This is a genomic window from Anaerococcus faecalis, assembly GCF_013371425.1.
GTDB lineage: Bacteria > Bacillota > Clostridia > Tissierellales > Peptoniphilaceae > Anaerococcus > Anaerococcus porci.
Map to the genome: position 1 here is coordinate 368,809 of NZ_JABVBA010000001.1, position 20,182 is coordinate 388,990.

The 20,182-nt window shown below is 29.3% G+C and carries 18 protein-coding genes and 4 pseudogenes; 2 read left to right on the forward strand and 20 right to left on the reverse strand.

From position 1 onward, the window contains the following. Window positions 1–2: 2 nt before the first annotated feature. From HV819_RS01865 to HV819_RS01920, 10 genes and pseudogenes are all read right to left on the reverse strand, one after another. Complete coding sequence (locus tag HV819_RS01865; RefSeq protein WP_176269380.1) at window positions 3–875, reverse strand: ABC transporter permease; 873 nt, start codon at window positions 873–875, stop codon at window positions 3–5. Between the two features lie 11 nt (window positions 876–886). Then, window positions 887–1,816 carry an ABC transporter permease gene (locus HV819_RS01870; protein ID WP_154538977.1) on the reverse strand — a complete coding sequence of 310 codons (930 nt, stop codon included), beginning with the start codon at window positions 1,814–1,816 and terminating at the stop codon, window positions 887–889. Between the two features lie 124 nt (window positions 1,817–1,940). After that, the gene (locus HV819_RS01875; protein WP_154538978.1) at window positions 1,941–3,551 is read right to left on the reverse strand and encodes an ABC transporter substrate-binding protein; all 1,611 of its coding nucleotides are present in this window, start codon (window positions 3,549–3,551) and stop codon (window positions 1,941–1,943) included. Window positions 3,552–4,783: 1,232 nt separating this feature from the next. Continuing rightward, window positions 4,784–4,953, reverse strand: a pseudogene (locus HV819_RS01885) (replication initiator protein A); the annotation flags it as partial. Window positions 4,954–5,039: 86 nt separating this feature from the next. Next, window positions 5,040–5,324, reverse strand: a complete 285-nt coding sequence (locus HV819_RS01890; RefSeq protein ID WP_456236999.1) for a CD1845 family protein — start codon at window positions 5,322–5,324, stop codon at window positions 5,040–5,042. A 285-nt stretch (window positions 5,325–5,609) separates the two neighbouring features. Next, window positions 5,610–6,668 (reverse strand): HAMP domain-containing sensor histidine kinase, encoded by a 1,059-nt coding sequence (locus HV819_RS01900; RefSeq protein ID WP_176269382.1) that lies wholly within the window; start codon window positions 6,666–6,668, stop codon window positions 5,610–5,612. Next, the gene (locus HV819_RS01905; protein ID WP_154538980.1) at window positions 6,658–7,338 is read right to left on the reverse strand and encodes a response regulator transcription factor; all 681 of its coding nucleotides are present in this window, start codon (window positions 7,336–7,338) and stop codon (window positions 6,658–6,660) included. Before HV819_RS01905 ends, HV819_RS01900 begins: the two co-directional genes overlap by 11 nt. Before the next feature lie 18 nt (window positions 7,339–7,356). After that, window positions 7,357–8,127, reverse strand: a complete 771-nt coding sequence (locus HV819_RS01910; RefSeq protein ID WP_176269383.1) for an ABC transporter permease — start codon at window positions 8,125–8,127, stop codon at window positions 7,357–7,359. A 14-nt stretch (window positions 8,128–8,141) separates the two neighbouring features. Beyond that, window positions 8,142–8,867, reverse strand: coding sequence for a hypothetical protein (locus HV819_RS01915; RefSeq protein ID WP_176269384.1), 726 nt, complete (start codon window positions 8,865–8,867; stop codon window positions 8,142–8,144). Continuing rightward, a complete protein-coding gene (locus HV819_RS01920) occupies window positions 8,860–9,591 on the reverse strand; it encodes an ATP-binding cassette domain-containing protein (protein ID WP_176269385.1) in 732 nt (243 codons plus the stop codon). The genes HV819_RS01915 and HV819_RS01920 overlap by 8 nt, the downstream gene beginning before the upstream one ends. A gap of 216 nt (window positions 9,592–9,807) precedes the next feature. Between HV819_RS01920 and HV819_RS01925 the strand changes: the two are divergent. Then, a pseudogene (locus tag HV819_RS01925) lies at window positions 9,808–10,887 on the forward strand (IS256 family transposase). Between the two features lie 186 nt (window positions 10,888–11,073). Here HV819_RS01925 and HV819_RS01930 read toward each other — a convergent pair. The 10 genes and pseudogenes from HV819_RS01930 to HV819_RS01970 form a co-directional block, all read right to left on the reverse strand. Further along, window positions 11,074–11,970: a GIY-YIG nuclease family protein gene (locus tag HV819_RS01930; protein WP_176269386.1), complete on the reverse strand. Its 897-nt coding sequence runs from the start codon at window positions 11,968–11,970 to the stop codon at window positions 11,074–11,076. A gap of 129 nt (window positions 11,971–12,099) precedes the next feature. Continuing rightward, window positions 12,100–12,542 (reverse strand): annotated as a pseudogene (locus HV819_RS01935) (N-acetylmuramoyl-L-alanine amidase); the annotation flags it as partial. Window positions 12,543–12,859: 317 nt separating this feature from the next. Continuing rightward, window positions 12,860–13,237 carry a hypothetical protein gene (locus HV819_RS01940; protein ID WP_176269387.1) on the reverse strand — a complete coding sequence of 126 codons (378 nt, stop codon included), beginning with the start codon at window positions 13,235–13,237 and terminating at the stop codon, window positions 12,860–12,862. Window positions 13,238–13,270: 33 nt separating this feature from the next. Next, entirely contained in the window at window positions 13,271–13,900 is a 630-nt protein-coding gene (locus tag HV819_RS01945; RefSeq protein ID WP_154538985.1) for an ABC-2 transporter permease, read from the reverse strand. After that, the gene (locus HV819_RS01950) at window positions 13,897–14,745 is read right to left on the reverse strand and encodes an ABC transporter ATP-binding protein (protein WP_176269388.1); all 849 of its coding nucleotides are present in this window, start codon (window positions 14,743–14,745) and stop codon (window positions 13,897–13,899) included. Before HV819_RS01950 ends, HV819_RS01945 begins: the two co-directional genes overlap by 4 nt. Beyond that, window positions 14,738–15,118 (reverse strand): GntR family transcriptional regulator, encoded by a 381-nt coding sequence (locus HV819_RS01955; RefSeq protein WP_154538987.1) that lies wholly within the window; start codon window positions 15,116–15,118, stop codon window positions 14,738–14,740. The genes HV819_RS01950 and HV819_RS01955 overlap by 8 nt, the downstream gene beginning before the upstream one ends. Window positions 15,119–15,263: 145 nt before the next feature. Next, window positions 15,264–15,494 (reverse strand): annotated as a pseudogene (locus HV819_RS11535) (N-acetylmuramoyl-L-alanine amidase); the annotation flags it as partial. A 368-nt stretch (window positions 15,495–15,862) separates the two neighbouring features. After that, the gene (locus tag HV819_RS01960; RefSeq protein ID WP_176269389.1) at window positions 15,863–17,308 is read right to left on the reverse strand and encodes an ABC transporter ATP-binding protein; all 1,446 of its coding nucleotides are present in this window, start codon (window positions 17,306–17,308) and stop codon (window positions 15,863–15,865) included. Further along, window positions 17,295–18,836, reverse strand: coding sequence for an ABC transporter ATP-binding protein (locus tag HV819_RS01965; protein ID WP_176269390.1), 1,542 nt, complete (start codon window positions 18,834–18,836; stop codon window positions 17,295–17,297). Before HV819_RS01965 ends, HV819_RS01960 begins: the two co-directional genes overlap by 14 nt. Window positions 18,837–19,120: 284 nt before the next feature. After that, window positions 19,121–19,678 carry a hypothetical protein gene (locus HV819_RS01970; protein WP_176269391.1) on the reverse strand — a complete coding sequence of 186 codons (558 nt, stop codon included), beginning with the start codon at window positions 19,676–19,678 and terminating at the stop codon, window positions 19,121–19,123. A 121-nt stretch (window positions 19,679–19,799) separates the two neighbouring features. Here HV819_RS01970 and HV819_RS01975 point away from each other — a divergent pair. After that, window positions 19,800–20,182: transposase (locus HV819_RS01975; protein WP_176269392.1), on the forward strand; the 383-nt coding region annotated here is incomplete at its 3' end.

Sequence of the window (20,182 nt, forward strand, 5' to 3'; positions counted from 1 at the left end):
GATTACCTCTTTTGTTTTGGATCTAGTGCATCTCTTAAGCCATCTCCAACTATATTTAAAGCAAATATAGTAATAGAGATAACTATACCTGGATATAGTGTCAAGAATGGAGCATATCTTATATATTGACGCCCTTCTGAAAGCATAGCACCCCATTCAGGAGCAGGTATTTCAACGCCTAGTCCTATAAAGCTTAATGAGGCTGCATTTAGTATAGCCGATGCTATTCCTAAGGTCATTTGTACAATAATCGGAGCTATACAGTTTGGAAGAACGTGTCTAAATATTATACGAAAATCCGATGCTCCTGATAGCTTTGCAGCTTCAACATACTCTTGTTCTCTAGCTGAAATTACTGACGAGCGCATAATTCTTGCATAAGTAGGTATAGAAGATAAACCAACTGCTATCATTAGATTTCTGACACCTGTTCCTAGTGCTGCAGCTATTGCTATAGCCAAAAGAAGTTGAGGTATAGATAGTAAAATATCTGTAATCCTCATTATAAAGTTATCTATTCTACCACCATAGTATCCTGCAATAGCTCCTAAAAATCCGCCCAAAATTGTAGCTATACCTACAGAAATAATACCTACTGTTAATGATATTCTTGCTCCATAAACTATTCTTGAGAATATATCTCTTCCAAAATTGTCTGTTCCCAATATATGTTCACGAGTGTTTGTTGCAAATGCATTTGAAATATCCTGAACATCATATGAATATGGGGCTACAAAATCTGCAAATATCGCTATTAAAACTAATAATAAAAGTATAATCAAGCCAACAACCGCTAGCTTATTCTTTTTGAACCTATACCAAAAAGATTTAAAACTTGAAGATCTGCTTGCTTTTAATGTTTTTGTTGTTTCCATATGAAATTTCCTCACTTATATTGACTTTGAATCTTAGGATCTAAGAATCCGTATAACAAGTCAACTATTAAATTTATTAAACAATAAACAATAGCTATAACCAAAACTCCACCTTGAACAACAGGGAAGTCTCTCATTTTAATTGAGTCTGTCATAAGTCTTCCCAAACCTGATATGGAGAAGATTGACTCTGTTAAAACAGCTCCACCTAGTAGGTTGCCAAATTGCAAACCAATACTTGTAAGAACCGGTATAAAGGCATTTTTCAAAGCATGAATCACTATGGTAGTTTTTTGCTTTAAACCCTTAGCTTTTGCAGTTCTTATATAGTCTTGTTGTAAAACTTCAAGCATTGACGAACGTGTCATTCTCATAATTACAGCTATAGATTGTAAACTCAGTGCTGCTACTGGTAAAATCATTTGTTTAGGTGTTGAAAAACCTGATGGTGGCAGTAAGTTTAGATTTACTGAAAATGCAATAATTAACATTAAACCTAGCCAGAAAACAGGTACACTTAGTCCAAAAAGACCAAACAACATAACTACATTATCTAGGATCGTGTACCTTTTTATTGCCGATATTATTCCCAATGGTACACCAATCAATACCGCTATAGTAATACATAAGACAGCAAGTTTAATAGTATTTGGAAATACTTGTTTAATTAAACCTGATACTGATGTTTTTGACCTATAAGATATTCCCAAATCATGATCTACAACAAGTTTTTTCATATAATTTCCATACTGAACTAGGAAAGGATCATTTAAGCCCAATTCTTCCCTCAGCTGTTCAGCTTCTGCTGTAGAAGAGTTCTCTCCTAATATACTTAAAGCGGGATCTCCTGGAGTGAAATGTAATAAAGTGAATATTATAAAAGTAACCCCTATTAAGGTTGGGATTAACAATAAAATTCTTCTTATTATGTATTTAATCATATTATGTATTCCTTCTTTCTTAAGACCCCTCGGCCTTTAAATAGTGTACCTACATAAGAAACAGAAAAGGATATACCCTTTCTGTTTACTTATGAGTTTATTATTTTTTCTTTACTTTTTTTAATTATTTATTAAAAGAAACAGGTGCTATTCTGTGATAAGCATATGATGTAGGTTCAAAACCTTTTACATAGCTTCTTACTGCGAAAGCTTGTTCTGTTGTAACAAGTGGTAATATTGGTAGTTGATCGTAAAGAATGTCTTGTGCTTTACCATAGACTTCTGAACGTTTACTATCATCTTCTGTTAAACGGCCTTCTTGTAAAAGTTTATCAAATTCTTCGTTTTCAAAGTGTGAATAGTTACTTCCTTCAGCAGATGCACCACTATTTAGTAAGGCGTAAAGCATTACGTCAGCATCAGCTATATTTGTAGCCCATCCTAGCATGTACATATCATATGCTGTTGGATCTTTCAATTTTTCTAGAAAAGTTGACCATTCTAGTGTTTCAACCTTTGCTTTAATTCCAACTTTTTCAAGTTCTGATTGGATGATTGTACCCATATCTACTCTTAGAGGGTTTTCGTTTGTGATGATTGTTGTTTCAAATCCATCTCCAACCCCTGCCTCTTCTAGAAGTTTTTTAGCCTCATCTATATCTACGTCATAAAATTTTAGTTCTTTTTGTTTAGAATATTTAATATCTGATGGGACCATAGCTATTGATGGCTCTCCTAGTCCTTTATATACTGAATTTACAATTGATGGTATATCCAAGGTGTGGGCTATAGCCTTACGAACATTTACATTATCAAATGGTGCTTTTTTACCATTAAATCCTAAATAGGTTATAGAGTTTTGCTTCTTTCTGATTACATTGATATCAGGATTATCTTTAAGTTTATCTAAATCCAATACCCCAATATCATAAGCTATATCAGCATTTCCTGTTTCAACCTCAATAGCCCTGTTTGTAATTTCTGTAACTGTACGATACTCTACATTTGGAATTGCTGGTTTTTTTCCCCAGTAATCATCAAATGCTTTTAATTCTACCTTGTCGTTTTTAGTCCAAGAAACCAATTCATAAGGTCCTGTTCCACAAGGTTTAGAGCCAACTTCCTTACCAGCTTCTTCTACTGCTTTTTTATTCATGATGTAAGAACCTGGGTGAGTTAAATATGCCAAAAATACTGAGTTTGGTTCTTTTAGTGAGAATTCTACTGTATTTTCATCTACAGCTTTTAGTGTATCTAGGTCAATTCCATCATAGTATTCTTTAACAGCCGGAGCTTTAGCAGCCCTATCTAAGGTAAATACAACATCATCTGCAGTAAGTGGTTCTCCGTTTTGGAATTTTACCCCCTTTCTTAAATGGAAAGTATATTTTTGGTTTCCTTCAACATCCCAGCTTTCAGCAAGTCCAGGACTGATTGTCCCATCATTTTCCATTACTACCAAACCATCAAATATTTGCATCATGATATTTGAAGCTGCCACCTCGTTTTGTGCAGATGGGTCCAATGATGATGCATCATAACCAACTACAATTTTTAGAATATCCTTATTAGGATCAGCTGTTCCAACTTTTTCAGTTGTGCTTACATTACTAGAAGATCCACCTTCAGTGCTTGATGCATTGTCAGCAGGTTTATCTACAGTCTTGGCACAACCAGCAAAAAGCATCAAGGCACTTAATGTCAAGCCTAATAATTTACTTTTTTTCAGTTCCATATTTTCCCCCTATAAAAATTATAAATATAAGTACGTTTTCCCATTAGCTATCTTCGTGATAAACTTTTAATATTTTAAATAGCTTTCGTACATTAATCTATTTATGTGATATATGATATCATAGATTTTATATATTTACAAATAAAAATTATATTAATTCTATAAATATGTTATATTAGTTTTATTGCTGTTATTGTTTTTTATAAAAACAGAATAAAAATCTAGAATTTTAGTGCATTTACGCCTTAAATAAAGGTATTAAAATAAGCTTTTAAAACACCCAAAATATTTTAAATAAATATACAATCTTTTGTATTTATAACGTAATTTATTTTAAAATAATATCATATTAAAGTGATGTAATAATTATTTAAACTATTCCAAGTGTATAACTTCAAACTGAGAGAGCTAGTTTTGTTATAAGAAAAAGGAAGTTGCCTGTAAAATTTTCCTTAACCTGTCTTTAAATCTTCAAATTTCCTTGAATATAAAATATTGACTAAATCTATGGTTAACAATGATAAATCAGAATTTGTTTAATCTTTCTTCTACTTCATTCATAGAATTACTCTTTACTTCTTTCTTTAGCTTTGTTAAAATGGAATTTATAACTGCTCTTCTTAAAAAGATGATGAAAAAATTCTCTCCTAGTCTTTAGCTTTGTCTCTCAATTTAAATATTTTATTTAAAATGTTTATATTACATCTCCTAATTTTATGTATAAAATAGCACCTACTTTTGTAGATGCCAAATTTTAAATTAGTTATTTCTATTTTTGCTATTCAACCCTATTATCATACCTAATAACATCCCAATAGACATACCAATAGCTAAATTTTCCTTACCTAATGCTATTCCCATTGCAGTTCCTAGACACATACCAATAAACATACCTTAAGACATATAATTTTCATTTTTTTGTTTGTCTTTATTAGACTTATATCTAGCTTTTTTCTTAGAACTATTAATCAAATAAACAGCTAAAATACATATTAAAAATAGTGGTAATAATATTCTCAAAATTTCCATATAATATTCTCCCTTTATTAATTTTATCCAGTTAAAAAAAGCAGTCAAACACCTATATCATAAAAAGATTCACTAATATCAATACCTCATCTTATATCACTATCAAGAGCTATTATGATTGCAATAACTCCATCTATCTTTTCCAAAATTTGAATTACTGTCTTTAGCTCATTATTTCTTTCTAGCTGATTTACATATGAAAATTCTATCCAGTTATTCTTAAAGGATATTCCTGTTCGTTTTAAAAGTATGGAATAAAGTATGATCGCTTCTGCCGATAATCCCTTAAATGCTTATCCATCGACTAATATTTCTGGTACTTTCAAAAGTTGAATCTCTCTGCTTTTCTGTTATATAAATAGTCAAAATCCATCGCTTCACCTCCTATCCTTGAAAATTTGCAAAGAAAAAGACGATAGTTTTTTCTATCGCCTTTGATAACCATTTTTATGAAATTTTTTAGATTGATTTTATCGCTTCATTGATTCCCTGAAGGAACGCTATAATGGTTGCTCCAATCATCGGTATTCCGTATGGACTTACTAAAAAACCAATAATTAATGCTTCGATTCCGATGGTAACTTCTTTTTGTAAAAAAGATGCTATTGCTCCAAATATACAAAACATCATCAGCAAATATAGCGGTGCCGTTCCTATGCCGAGCAGGAATGTTAGAAAGGTGGTGAGGATGCTCATTATTAAACTGATTGGAAACAGGATTATCTTTATTATCCACCTCATCATTTCTTATTCCTCACTTCCTAAATCATTCTTTGTATCTCCACACACCATATCAATGCAAACATAAACATCAATATAATTATTCAGAACTTTTTTTCGTCCTCCGTCACCATCTTCATTAAACACATAATGCTTGTAAAACTGCTTAAAATGCAGGATTTTTACGATTTCGCTCTTTGTTTCAACGCTATGCACTCCACATAGCTTGAGTGGTCAGCATTAATAACATCCCCAATTTTTCGATTTGCTTGTTCTTGGAAATATATCGACTTTTTATTTTTAAAGTTACTACTTGGCTTTTGGAAGTTCAATATAAAATGCCGTCCCTTTAAAAACTTCACTTTCTACTTCAATGCTGCCCTGTGCTTTATTTACTATTTCTCTTATAATTGTAAGCCCAAGGCCCATACCTTCATTTTTTGATGGTCTTGAGTCATCCACTTTATATAGGGGTTCAAATATTTTATCTAAATTATCTTCCCTAATCCCAATACCATTATCTTCAAAACGTATATAAATATAATCCCCATCTTCTTCAATGTCTATATTTATAACCGGAAGCTCTTTGTCATTATATTTCAAAGCATTTATAAATAAATTTTCAATGAGAATTTCTAGTTCTCTCTTATCTATAGTTAATAAACTTTCATCAAGAACATCATTTTTATAAGAAAGTTTTAATGAATTTAATTGATAAGATTCGCTAAGGCCTTTGATTATTGTATCCATGCTTTTCTTTATAGAAATATTTGATTTCATTTCACCCTTTGAATTCACATAAATTGAAAAATTTCTCAACTGCTCGATTCTCTCTTCCAATTGACTTATCTTACTATCAATAATATTAAAATAAGATTCTTCCTTTTCTTCTGTTAGCGCAATATCATCTCTTAAGGAATCTACATAGGTTTGGATGACAGTTAGTGGTGTCCTTAGATCATGAGATATGGCATTAATTATAGACTGCTTTTCTTTTTCTAACTTAGAATTCATTAATGATAATTTATTTAAGGCTTTTGTCATTTCATTAAATTTTCTAATTAAATCTCCTATTTCATCATTCTGATGGTTTTCAAGCCTTATTTGGTAGTTGCCTTGGCTTACTTCTTCTAGACCCTCTAATAATTCTTTGATTGGCTTTAGTATCATATCTTGAATATAATTCAAAAATATAATATTAACGATAACAATAGGAACTGAAATAAGGAGAATTAGTCCAAAAATTGAACCTAAAATGTTAGCTGGAGGATGAATGGGGATTCCAGTAACAACTAATAGAAGAATAGGGATGCTAATAATAACCAAAAGAAATATACTTAATTTTTTGCTTAATGAGTTATTTTCCAAATTTATACCCCACTCCCCAAACAGTCTGGATATATTCTGGATGGTTTAGATCACTTTCTAATTTTTGACGTAGCCTATTAACAGTAACCGTTATTGTACTTATATCTCCTAGGGCTTCAAGCCCCCAAATTTGATTATATAGCTGGTCTCGTGTAAACACCTGTCCTGGATTTGATGCTAAATAAATTAAAACATCGAATTCTCTTGGTGATAAGTCTATGACTGTCCCATTTTTTTCTACCCTGTGTTCACTAGGATAAATTTTTAACTCTTTGAAGCTTATAGGATTAGATAAGCCCTTATTAAATATTTGACTTCGTCTAAGCATGGCCTGGACTCTAGCAAGTAATTCTCTCATCCTAAAGGGCTTTGTTACATAGTCATCCGCACCTAGCTTCAGACCCATAATTTTATCGAATTCTTCGACTTTTGCAGATAGGATTATAATGGGTATATTTGAGACCTCCCTAATTTTTCGACATATTTCATACCCATCCATGCCAGGAAGCATTAAGTCTAAAATAACTAAGTCAGGGTTAAAGACATGAAATATATCCATGGCTAAACTTCCATCTTGACATATCTTTACTTCAAATCGTTCTTTAACTAAATAATCTAAAATTATATTTGCTATATCCAATTCATCTTCTATCACCAATATCTTATTCATACTTAACCTCCTGAGCATTCATGAATGAATATCCATCTTTTTAAAATACCATATATTTATACAATATAAAATAATAGAGGAAATAATCGATACTATAATCATTTGTACTGATTGATCATAAGCAATCTCTCCTCTTATAAAGAAAGCTGGTAGTTTATACATGTAATTTGTTACAAAGAAAATTTTTAGCTTTTCTGGTATTGTTAAACTTAATATATAATATGCTGCCCCGATTCCAAAAACTGCATTTGAATTTCTTAAAAAAAATGCAAGAAACATAAGCAACTGTGTTAAAGTTAGAGCTGGTAATATGGCTGTTAGTGTACCAAGAAAAATAACAGCAAAACCATACATGCCTTCTAATTGTTTGCCCCTTATATATAGCAATTCTCCATTAAACATTATTTCACTACCAGTTTTTAAAAAGATTTCTCCAATCAAGTAGGCTGAAATTATATTAAATAATATAATTGTAATAATCCCTACTGTTGCTGTTAAAAACTTAGATAAGAAAACCTTTGAACGCTCACCCACAATGATTATAGGTAATTTTAAGGTTCCTTTCTGGTAATCGGAAGCAATAAGATAGGATGAAATATAGACTACAAATAAAATTACAAATAGCAAGGCTTCAGGAATTGCCATCAAAGCAAAAGATGGCGGATTAATTGATACCATACCCATCTGAAACACTTTTATAATGTGAGATACTAGTATTGTCAAAAAGAAAAGCCATATATATTTATTTTTTATTATTTTATACAATTCATTTCCTAGATATCTGCTCATTTTCCTTCACCTACCTAATATAAAATATCTTTGTTTTTAAATAATACTGTTCCAAACAAAAAGGAAAATACTCCTATCAGCAGCGATAGTACGATAATTGGAAGTATGTCCCTGTATCCAATCACTTGGAGTGAGGTTAACTTTTGACCTATCTGTGTATTAAAGAAAAACACACAAAGAAAAATCATCGTTATATTCACCGATATTGGGCTCTTTATAAATAGACCAAGTAGCATAGTCACTGAACCATAGGCAAAAATAGGCATAAGTAGTTTCGAATAATTTACAAGAGTATATAAAAAATCATCTAGACTACTTGAACCCCTACGGTAAAAATCAATTTGCCAGGTATTATTTAAATAAATCACCCCTATAAGGTAACAAGTAAGCAAAAAGAAGAAGGTGCTAAACAAAATTACTAATAAAAAACTTAATAATTTTGACAGTAAATGCTTATACCTAACAGGTTCATTCATTATGTTTAATTTCAAAGTTCCCCCTAGCAAATCTTCTGTCACTATCTGGGATATAATAATTGGCACAAAAAAAATTAAAAGTTGAGTATATATGTCTAACATATCACTAGGAAAAGTTAATATGCTAGCAAGTTCCCATGAAGAATCTTTTGGATTATAGACAGATGCATTAATCCATATAAGGGCTATTTGGGACAATAAAAATATAACTATAACTTTTGATTTTTTTATTTTTAAATATTCATTGTAAATCAAATTAAGCATGATGGTAGCCTACTTTCTGAAAATATAATTCTTTAAGATTTGCTACATTAGATTGAAAAAGGAGTTCTTTAAGCTCACCTTCTACACACAATTTTCCCTGATGTAAAATCCCTATACGATTGCATATCCCTTCCATCTCGTGAAGAAGATGGGAGGATATAAAAAAAGTCTTTTGAAAAGTCTTCGCAAGATAAATTATGAGTTCATTTATTTCTTCCATTCCATTTGGATCTAGACCATTTGTCGGTTCGTCAAGAATAATCAAATCTGGATTTCCAAGTAAGGTATTGGCTATTCCTAGTCTTTGCTTCATTCCCATAGAATAATTAGAAAACTTATCTTTTTGTCTATCACTTAGATGAACGAGTTCAAGCACTTCTTGTATTTCTTTTTCCCCTACATTATCAATAAGATTTGCCATTAATTTCAAATTTTCATATCCTGATAGATTTTCATAAAATCTAGGAGCTTCGACCATGGCACCTAAATTTTTTAATGAAGTTTTCTTTTCATTAAAAACTGACTTCCCGTTGATTAATATTTCACCTGAATCAGGGAAAACTAGACCCGTAATCATTCTGATTGTCGTCGTTTTTCCTTGACCATTCGCTCCAATAAATCCATATATATCTCCTCGACTGACAGTTAAATCTAACTTATTAATAACCTTTCTTTTGGCGAAAGACTTATTTAAGTCATTTATTTTTAATATTTCATTTGTCATATAATAACCTCCTTGCTTAATCTATAACTATTATAGCAAGGAGATATAACAAATTTCTAACAAGTCTATAAAATTTTGCTTAAACCTATATATTTTTCTCTTATATTAAGTGCTTCCATAGTATAAAATATTATGTGTAAAGTAGAAAAAGAGAACTCAAACTTGTAAAGTTTTGTTAAGTAAAAGAAAAAACATAAACTAACAAGGAGTTCTCTTATGAAGAATTTTAACACAGATTTAATACAAATACTAGCCCAAGGATTAGATATTAATGAATTTTTTAGGCAACAGTTAGAAATAGCCATTAATGATTTATTAAGATCAGAACTAACAGTATTTTAGACTATGAAAAATGGGAATATAAAGGCTATGGCTCTGGCAATTCAAGAAATGGATATTACCATAGAAACTTAAAAACTAAATTTGGAGAGCTTGAACTTCAGATACCAAGAGATAGAGAAGGAACACTTGAACCACAATCATTAAAAAAATACGAAAAAGACATATCAAACATAGAAAATCAGATAAGATCAATGTATGCCAAAGGAATGACAACAAGAGACATATCAAGTCACATCAAAGATATCTATGGTTTTGGAATATCAGAAACAATGGTAAGTAAAATAACAAATAAAATACTACCAACCATAGAAGAGTGGCAAAATAAACCACTAGAAAAAATCTATCCTATGGTCTTCTTAGACGCCATACACTATCACGTAAGAGAAAACAACATAGTAGTCAAAAAAGCAGTATATATAGCCCTAGGCTACAATCTAGAAGGCTTTAAAGAAATACTAGGAATGTGAGTAGGAGAAAACGAATCAAGCAAATATTGGCTCTTAGTATTAAATCAGCTAAAAGAAAGAGGGATAGAAGATGTATTAATATTCTCAACAGACAACCTTCCAGGATTTAGCCAAGCCATAGAAGCAGTATACAAGGCACCAACAGAAGAACTAGCTTTAACAAACCTAGAAATATTTGAAGAAAAATGGGATAAAAAATACCCAATGTGTGTAAGCTCTTGGAAAAATAACTGGACTTAAACTTCTCACATATTTCAAATATCCAGAAGGAATAAGAAAACTAATATATACAACAAACGTGATGGAAAACTTCAATAGACAACTAAGAAAAGTAAACAAAAATAAAACAATATTTCCAAATGACTACGCACTACAAAAAAGCTTGTACCTTGCAATGATAGATGTCTCAAGCAAATGGACAAGTAGAATTCGTGGCTGGGATCAAATCTTATCCCAATTATCAATATTTTTTAAAGGGAGGTTTTAAAAACAGGTAAAAAAACTATAAAAGCAGCTGGAAATTTTCATGAAAATTTGCAGCTGCTTTTTATAGTTTTTCTTTACCATAATCAGGAGGTTTCTATACACAAAATTTTACACAGTCTCAATTAATTAAATATTATGTCCAGTTTTATGGGTGCACTTCATTTTTACAGTCTTAATACCTTAATTTCTATTGAATTTCTTTTTCTTCTAACTCTTTTAAGGTTAAGCCATCTTTATTTTTCCAATCGGTTTTTCCATTTCTACTCATGCCAAGTACAAACATCGCTGCATATGATGGACTATTGAATAAATAGTTTTTTGTTAGCTTCCCATCTATTATTTCATTATTAGTCCTGCACTTATCTCTTAGTTCTTTTATACTCTTTGGTAAGCTTTTTGAATCTATAATCTCTATCATGCTACCTTTTAATACAACAAATCCTTCACTCGTCCTTTTGCATTTTCCTTCTATTAATCTATTTGATTTCCTACTTGTTCTTGATAGATATAAAACTTCCTCCTCTTGAGGCTCTTTTTTAACATTAGACTTAATTTTGTTATCTAGTATTGGTACGAAAAGTTTATATCCAAGTACCCCTAAGACCATCTTGGAATATTCTATAAAATCTTCCAACTCTGATTCTTTTTCCTCCGTCACATTCCCAGGGTTTGGATCATTTCCATTTCTTACTTTATACCTATCAACATCTATTGCCATATTGGTGAATTTATTCTCCAAGTAGGAGATTTCGGTTGGACCAAATGAGTTGTTTTGTGTAGTTAACATAACTGCATCAGAAAAATAAGCTTCATCTTTTAGGTGTTCAGCTACTCTAAATAAAACTCCCTCACCATTTTTCCTTATTCCTGCTTGACCTATATATACTTCGTCATCTCCATTATCATTTTTACCAAACAAAAAATAAACTCCACTTTGCTTTAAATCGGCTCTATCTTTGCATTTGTCAAGATATGGTCTAGGAATTTTATAAGCAATTCCTGTCCAATTAGATAGGGTACACTTTATTCTTCCCGTAACTTCTCCGTCCATTAAAGAAAGATTAAAATTTTTGCTGTTTTTCATCGTTCCACTCCAAACATTAAATAGTTAATTATATTATACCAGTTTGAAATGTTTTTTATTTGCATATTGCTCAAAATAGAAAAGCCTAATAAACTTCTAAATTGAAATCATCAGGATTTGATTATCCTATTAAATTAACTGATTAACTCTTTTCTGAACTGCATAGTAATCATATCCTGCGTTAATTAATCTTCTTTTTCTCTCATATCTATTTCCCCAATCTCCTCTAATGACTTCTCTAGCTAATTGGTCGATTGATTTTCCTAAGGGATAAACTAGCTTCCCATTTACATCGAATACTTTTAATCCAAATCTATTGGCACATCTTTTAGCATTATCTAAATTTCTAAATGCATCTTTCTGGCTTTTTGCATCAGACCAAAATCTTCTAACTCTATAAAGTCTAACTTTTGGTCTACTTACTTATGTACTTCCTCTAAGTCTTTTATTCACTTCACTTGATATATATGAAAATTTACTTCCAAGGTATGGATCAGATTGGAATACTACTCGTGTTTTTGTAGGACTCCATCTTTTACACCAGTGTATGTGCAATTCTTGATTCCATTTCTAAAACTCTCACTAGTTGGATACAATTTAATGTTTGGCTTTTGAGATGACTATAAACCATGTTTGCACACCCTTATTTTTTAACGTTATAATGTATTGAAATAAGAAAATAGCCTGTACCATAAGTTGGCACAGGCTCCTAACTCTAATATTTTATCAATTTTTATCCACTTTTCTTTTAGCTTCGTGGATAATCATATCTAAGACTTACTAATGATCTTTTTTATCTTTCACCCATAAATAAATTAATCTGAATATTGGAATTGCAATTAAAATATAAACCCATACTGTAGGTATTTTACTAATTTCCTACACCTCCTTATAACAAGTCAAATTTACCAACAATAAATAGCATCGCAGAAACTATGCACAACATAATGGCTCTTTTTAAAGAAAAACTGTATATTTTTTCATGATCTTTCTTACTATATTTTATTTTCTTTATATCTCCCATTTCCATGCTCATAGGCACTTGAATTTTATTCTTTGATACATAAGTCTTCCCATTTATTGAATATTCAAATTGCGCCCATTTTGAATTGCCTTTTTTTACGGATTTAGGATTAGGTTGCCATATTGATATTATCTTGCCACTAGTATAATCAGTATTATTTCTCAATATATAACTTCTTCCAAAATCCACTAACCCCAAAATCAACAATATTGTCGCAGAAATATAAATGAATTGTTTTTCCATGCACTATCATCCTAACAAATATAAAAAGCATTTTTAATACTGCTTTTTTTCCATAATATTAATTGATGATTTTATGGAAACTCCAAGGACTACGAGGAATAAGATTATTATACTTAAGATGCTTATCTTAAATGAATAAAAGCTCAAAATATCTATTAAATTTGGTATAATATCTAATTTTCCTAATAAATTGGATATAGCAAATATTATCAAGAATGTTATCATAACAATAATTCTGCCTTTTTCCGCACCAAATTTAAGAATGAATGGTAACTGAATTGCAGGTAATAAATTTATTGAAACACCACTTAAAATTGATATTAGTATTATTTTATCTATACCAATCTTATCCTCAATTAATAGAAGTATAAAAATAATAATTGAAGCTACTAAACTAAATGCAAATGAAAAGAATAATTTGCTAAAAACATAGGAGCTTTTTTTGATTGGCATTGAGAAAGCAAATTGCTCAAATTTAGATTGTACATCATAGCCAAAAGCTATAGAATTTAGAATTAATGGCATAAAAACACACATCAATGGAATCATAATTAAAGTTTTACTGTATATGGAGTAAACACTTAGTGCAATACATAATATAAATGATAATAAAAGTGTCCTCTTCAAAGTTGCTATGTCTTTTATAATTAAAGCAATTATCATTTAATTTCTCCTTTCACAAAATATACCATTATATCTTCTATTGATGGCTTCTGTAGTGTTATTCCATTTGGAACAAGATCTCTTTTAACTAATAGTTGTTGACCAAAAGAGTGCACTCTTTTTCCTATAATTGCTTTATCGTCAATATTTTCTACTTCCTTATCTGATAAGTTACAAAGTGCATAGTTCTCTTCTAATTGATCCTTTGTTTCAAAAAATAGAACTTTACCTTCATCTATGAAGGCAATATAATCGGCAATTTTTTCTAAATCTGATAAAATATGTGATGATATTAGTATCGTGTGATTTTCATCTTGCATATAATCCAAAAGTAAATCTAATATTTCTTCTCTTACAACAGGATCCAATCCACTTGTCGGTTCATCTAATATAAGAATTTCAGCATTATGCGATAAAGCTATTGCTATTGAAAGCTTCATCCTCATTCCTCGAGAATAATTTTTTATCATTTTTTCTGATGGCAAATTAAACTTGTCTTTCAACTTATTGAAAAAAACTTTATCCCACTTTGAATAGACTCTCGAACAAAATCTTTCAACGTCTAATAAATTCATCTCCTCAGGAAATAACAAATCATCAAACACTACACCTAAACTATCTTTTATTTGAATACTATTATAATCTTGGATATCAAATATTTTAATGATTCCTTCATCTTTGTTTAACAAACCCAATAATAATTTTATGGTTGTACTTTTTCCGGCACCATTTTGACCGATATATCCAACAATTGTTCCTTTTGGAATAGAAATATTTATTGGTCCTAATTTAAAATCGTCAAATTCTTTTACTAAATTACAAATTTCAATTGCGTTATTACTCATATTCACCCTCCTCATAACTTTTTAACATGTTTATTAGTTCGTCAATTGATATATCTGCGATTTCTGACAGTTCAACTGATTTTTGTAACATTGATTCAATTTCCTTTAAGTATTCTTCGCGTATAAGTTCTTTATTTTGTGGAGCAACAAAATTTCCCTTGCCTTGAACTGAATTAATGAAACCATCCATTTCCAATTCATCAAAAGCTCTTTTAGCTGTTACCATACTTATTCTTAATTCTTTTGCTAAAAACCTTATCGAAGGTAGCTGTTCTCCAACTACTAACTGTCCAGAAATTATTTGTGCTTTAATTTGATTTTTTATTTGTAAATATATAGGATCATCACAAGAATTATTTATTTGTATATCCATTTTTCACCACCTACTGTTATTTCTGTTTCAACTGTTATTATTATAGCCTAACAGTATGGCTTTGTCAACTTTTGCTTATAAAGTAAGTATATAGATAATTGAAGTTATTGACTCCTTATTTTATCTAAATTTTGGAGTACGTTCCAAATTTACTACTCTGACTTTTTGCATCAGACCAAAATCTTCTAACTCTATAAAGTCTAACTTTTGATCTACTTACTGAAGTATTGCCTCTAAGTCTTTTATTAACCTCATTCGCTATATATGAAAATTTACTTCCAAGGTATGGACCATGGCAGTTTGTATTGGAATACCACTCGTGTTTTTGTAGTACATCTTCCTTACCACCAGCATATGTGTAATTCTTGATACCATTTCAGAATATAAAAATAAATTTTCTAATAGAGTTCATATGGACTTTGGATTGGTAAAATATGAATTGAAAATGATGATAGAGAAAATAAATAATTCACCATATACAATCAAATAGTAGATTTGATTGTATATGGTGAATGAGTAATAATCTATAAAACTTATAAGTTAGAGTTTATACAAAAATTTGGTAGTTCCCCTATGAGTAATCAATACAATTATTTTATTATTACTGATATTTTTTAATAATTCAGTAGTTTTAATATCACTATCTTTATCTATAGAGGATATTAGTTCATCTAAAATAATCATATATTTATCTTCTAAAATTGTTTTAGACCACTTATTTTTTGCAACTTTTCTCCTGATTTTTTATTTTACTTTAGTGTTACATTTAATTTCACAATCTTTCAAATATATAATATTGAAATTTTTGTATTCATTCCTATATTTAGTATCAGTGAATAGAAATGTTTTGCCAGTATTTTCAAATTCTTCAAATATTAATGATCTAATAGCAAAATCTATAGAAAATAAATTATTGTCGATTAAAATCACATCTTTACCTGAAATCAGAGTCCTGGCTATAGCAATCCTATCTATTTGTCCTCCTGATAATTCATCATTAATTAATTTTTTCCTACCTTTCAAGTCATTTAATGAAAAAATATCTACAATTTCTCTATACCTATTAGGCTTACTGTCAGTAACTATATTCTCATATAAATCTTCACTTAATACTGATGATTTTTTAAGAACCAAACAATATTCTCTATTACTTGCAAGCTCTTTTAAAATTCTGCTCTTACCAGATCCATTCTCTCCAATTAGTACATTTACTTTACCCAAACTTATACTATTTAGTATCTTATCAACATTAAAACTAGATTTATCTTTGCATAAATTTAAGTTCAGCTTATCATTAAAGGAATCTAAACTCACTTTCAAATCATTGTTTATAACTACAAATGTCGATACATATGTCGATAAGTCATTTATGATAAAACTATAGCTTATCAATAAAGCAAGGTCCCCTACAGAAAAGTTTCTAAAATATATCACTGCTAATAGTATAGCTATTAAATTCAAATCTACTAAACATTGGTTGATAGTGTTTATCATAATATTGAAATAGCTATACTTAAACTTATCACTCTTATTTTTCTTTAAATGTTGATTATAGATATCAAAATATTTATTCTCAAGAGACTCAATCCTTATTTTTCTGCCTTCACCTATGGCGTCTTGGTATATCTTTATAAGGTTGGTTTCATTATTTCTGATAGCCACGCTTTTCTCATAAAGCTTATCTTTCAGAATATTTAAAATGAAAAATATAAGTATGGGAACTACTAGTATAACAATAGCTAAATAAATATTTATTGAGACAATTATTATAAATGCTATTATAGAACCAACTACATTGCACATGGTATCTACTCCATATGATATGTAGGATACTATTGAGTTAACATCATTTTGAATGATATCTATAAATATTTGGTTATTAGAATCCGACACTTTTCTAGATTCAAAACACTTGCTAATAATTCTCTCATACATAACATTGGCCCACTTATGTTGTGCCTTAATATCTATATCTGCTCCCAATTTTATAAGAGGAAATCTCAACAAAAAGATAATAGTATATAAAAATACAATGATTAACAGATTATTATTTTGATTTAAATCAAAATAAAGTTTTATTAGATATGATAATACCAAGGGAATATTATGTGCTAAAAGCCAAATTAGCAAGTCTAGTACAAAGTATTTAGGATATTCTTTAATTATAGTTTTTACATTAAATTTTACCAAAATCAATCACCTCATCTACCTTAGCAATAATTCTCTCTTCATGACTGATAATAACTATTATCTTATCCATATTATCAACAAGTTTAAAGAAAGTATCACATTTACCTTCATCAATCCCCAAAAACGTTTCATCCATTATGATGATATCCTTATTTGAATTTAAAGCCTTTAGCAGATACAAACTCCTATATTCACCATTAGATAATTCATCCAATGGAGTAGCAAAATCTTTATTTGGAAGAAAACTATTAAGAATTTTTTTTGATTCTTGATTTTCACTAATCACATCAGCAATGATAGCTTCATTAGATAATTCGATTTTTTGATCTATGTATTCTATCTTTTCGCTGATATACCCTTTCTTAAGCATCCTTATGTCCATATCATTATATTTTATACTTCCATCAATTGGATCAAATAGCCTAACCATCAAGTTAATCAGTGTTGACTTTCCCGATCCAGAAGCTCCTCTTATAAGATATTTTTTCTTTCGAAAAGTGTAATTAAAATCTTTGAAAATTTCATTCTCAGAGTAGGCAAAACTTACATTAGTAAACTCAATTTTGGATACTTTTTCACTCAAAACATAATTTCCATATTCTAGTTTTCTGGAATTCAAATCTAAAAAATCAAATATTCTTTCTTTGACAACACCTATATTGGGTAGGGTCTCTAACTGCAATCGTATTTCCATAATTGGATCTTCTATTAAATCAATATAATATATAAACAGATACAAACTTCCCAAAGTTACTAGTCCATTTTCGATTAAAAATATTCCTGATATCATCACAATTATCTTCATGGATGAAAATACAAAAATAGAACTAATCCAATACTCATAAGAAATAAAGTTTGATATAACTTCGTAATTGAAAAATTTCAGTATTGATTTTCTTAACCTATTTATTAAATAAGTATCTTTGTCTATGTATATAAATTCCTCTAATAAAGTAAAAGTCTCAGAGAATAAACTTATCATTCTATCATAAGCAGCCTTGGTGTTTTTAACCTTGCTTTTAGATTTTTTCTTAATTTTATTTATTAAGATTAAAAAAACTATAATCATCACAATAAATAAAGATGAAAAATAAGATAACTTATTTACTGATACAATAAAGATGCCAGAAAGAATTAAAATATTTTTAAATATTATCGACAAGAAGTTTATATAAAAATCTATTAAAGAATCTACATCCTCATTTAAATTAATCAGTTTTCCTTCATCTTCTCTAATAATATTTAGATAAGAACTATCAAGCAACTTAGACATCAAAGTTTTTTTGAGATCATACTCTAATGAATAATTTAGATAATTTTCCAATAACATATCAAAAATATTAAAAATTCCCTTAGCTATCATTAGTAATACAATCACTAAAAAAATATTTTTCAATCTGTAGATATTTGAAATATTATCTATAAATTTAGATATATAAATAGGATAAAAAACCATTATCAAAGAAATTAAAATAAGCAAAATTCCATGAATAACAATAATAAATTTTTTTCGTAAATCAATTTTCATAAATTCCCTTTAAAATAATGAGCTGCTGCAAAACTATGATTGTCTTGCATCATCACAAGAAATACCATATAAAAATTTCACTCTCTCTGCTAGCTTATTGAAATTTTCTATATGAAGTCTTTTGATTGAAAATCAACAATTTATTGATTATGCAACAGCCCTTGTGTTTTCCTATGCTTTCTTAATTATTCTAATTTTCACAACATTTTTTGTAGAAATACTACCTTTGCATTTAGACATAAATTCACCTCCTTAAATTTATTTATAAATAATATATATATTATTTATATTTCTTTAATTATTTTGACTTCTTCATCACTATAAATATAGTGGACTACTTCTTTTGTTTTGATAAATGTACTCGTTATTTCGTTATATATTTGACTTGGAATTTCTTCAAGATAGTCAATAAATTGTTCTATAATATCTTCTACTTTAGAATTAGATACTAAATAATCATAATACGAACATTTTTTACTTAATGCCCAATAAATTTTTCCATCCAAATAATTTACTATCATAAATGGAAGTAGCATACAAAATAACGGTTTATTTTTTTGAATTTTACAGTCTCCTTTTGAATCTCGCAACTTATATGTTAGGGACTGATGAGTTAAATCAATGTTTCCACTTTCATCATTATCAAATGTATTTAATAAATTTATATTATCATTCAAACAAACAATTTCCGCCCCTATATCCACTAATTCATCTACTTCACTTTCAATAATGTGTATAACTCCTTTACAATCACTATATTCGCATTCTATACATGATGAATGTACATTAGAAAATAAATCTTTGTTTAATCTATCTTTAATTAATCTAATATTATTTTTCATATTCAATCCTTAGTTATAATATAGATAGAGTCCGTATAATTGTGTAAAAAGAAAAAGGTCATTTGAAACCTAAACTAGTACAATGTTTTTAACAAGCCAAAACTAAACTAGGAGGTATCAAATGACCCAATTACATTTTACAATTAATCAAGAAGAAATACAAAATTTAATTAATGAATCTGTAGATGATAAAATTGCCAAATCCATCTTAACAAAAGTTTTTAATGAACTTATGGAAAAAGATGAATACTTAGAAAATACAGCATATCAAAGGGATCCTAACAGAATCACCTACCGCAATGGCTACTATGAACGTGACTATACAACCAAAATAGGAACTTTAACTTTAAGAGTACCTAGGACAAGAGATGGTAAATTCTCAACAGAAGTCTTTGAAAGATATCAAAGAAATGAAAAAGCACTACTTGTAACCATGCTAGAAATGTATGTTCAAGGAGTATCAACAAGAAAAGTATCCAAGGTGATAGAAAATATATGTGGCAA

Coding starts and splice junctions, on each gene's coding strand:
- HV819_RS01865 (WP_176269380.1), bottom strand. CDS start 875: ATGGAAACAACAAAAACATTAAAAGCAAGCAGATCTTCAAGTTTTAAA.
- HV819_RS01870 (WP_154538977.1), bottom strand. CDS start 1,816: ATGATTAAATACATAATAAGAAGAATTTTATTGTTAATCCCAACCTTA.
- HV819_RS01875 (WP_154538978.1), bottom strand. CDS start 3,551: ATGGAACTGAAAAAAAGTAAATTATTAGGCTTGACATTAAGTGCCTTG.
- HV819_RS01890 (WP_456236999.1), bottom strand. CDS start 5,324: ATGATGAGGTGGATAATAAAGATAATCCTGTTTCCAATCAGTTTAATA.
- HV819_RS01905 (WP_154538980.1), bottom strand. CDS start 7,338: ATGAATAAGATATTGGTGATAGAAGATGAATTGGATATAGCAAATATA.
- HV819_RS01910 (WP_176269383.1), bottom strand. CDS start 8,127: ATGAGCAGATATCTAGGAAATGAATTGTATAAAATAATAAAAAATAAA.
- HV819_RS01915 (WP_176269384.1), bottom strand. CDS start 8,867: ATGCTTAATTTGATTTACAATGAATATTTAAAAATAAAAAAATCAAAA.
- HV819_RS01920 (WP_176269385.1), bottom strand. CDS start 9,591: ATGACAAATGAAATATTAAAAATAAATGACTTAAATAAGTCTTTCGCC.
- HV819_RS01930 (WP_176269386.1), bottom strand. CDS start 11,970: ATGAAAAACAGCAAAAATTTTAATCTTTCTTTAATGGACGGAGAAGTT.
- HV819_RS01940 (WP_176269387.1), bottom strand. CDS start 13,237: ATGGAAAAACAATTCATTTATATTTCTGCGACAATATTGTTGATTTTG.
- HV819_RS01945 (WP_154538985.1), bottom strand. CDS start 13,900: ATGATAATTGCTTTAATTATAAAAGACATAGCAACTTTGAAGAGGACA.
- HV819_RS01950 (WP_176269388.1), bottom strand. CDS start 14,745: ATGAGTAATAACGCAATTGAAATTTGTAATTTAGTAAAAGAATTTGAC.
- HV819_RS01955 (WP_154538987.1), bottom strand. CDS start 15,118: ATGGATATACAAATAAATAATTCTTGTGATGATCCTATATATTTACAA.
- HV819_RS01965 (WP_176269390.1), bottom strand. CDS start 18,836: ATGAAAATTGATTTACGAAAAAAATTTATTATTGTTATTCATGGAATT.
- HV819_RS01970 (WP_176269391.1), bottom strand. CDS start 19,678: ATGAAAAATAATATTAGATTAATTAAAGATAGATTAAACAAAGATTTA.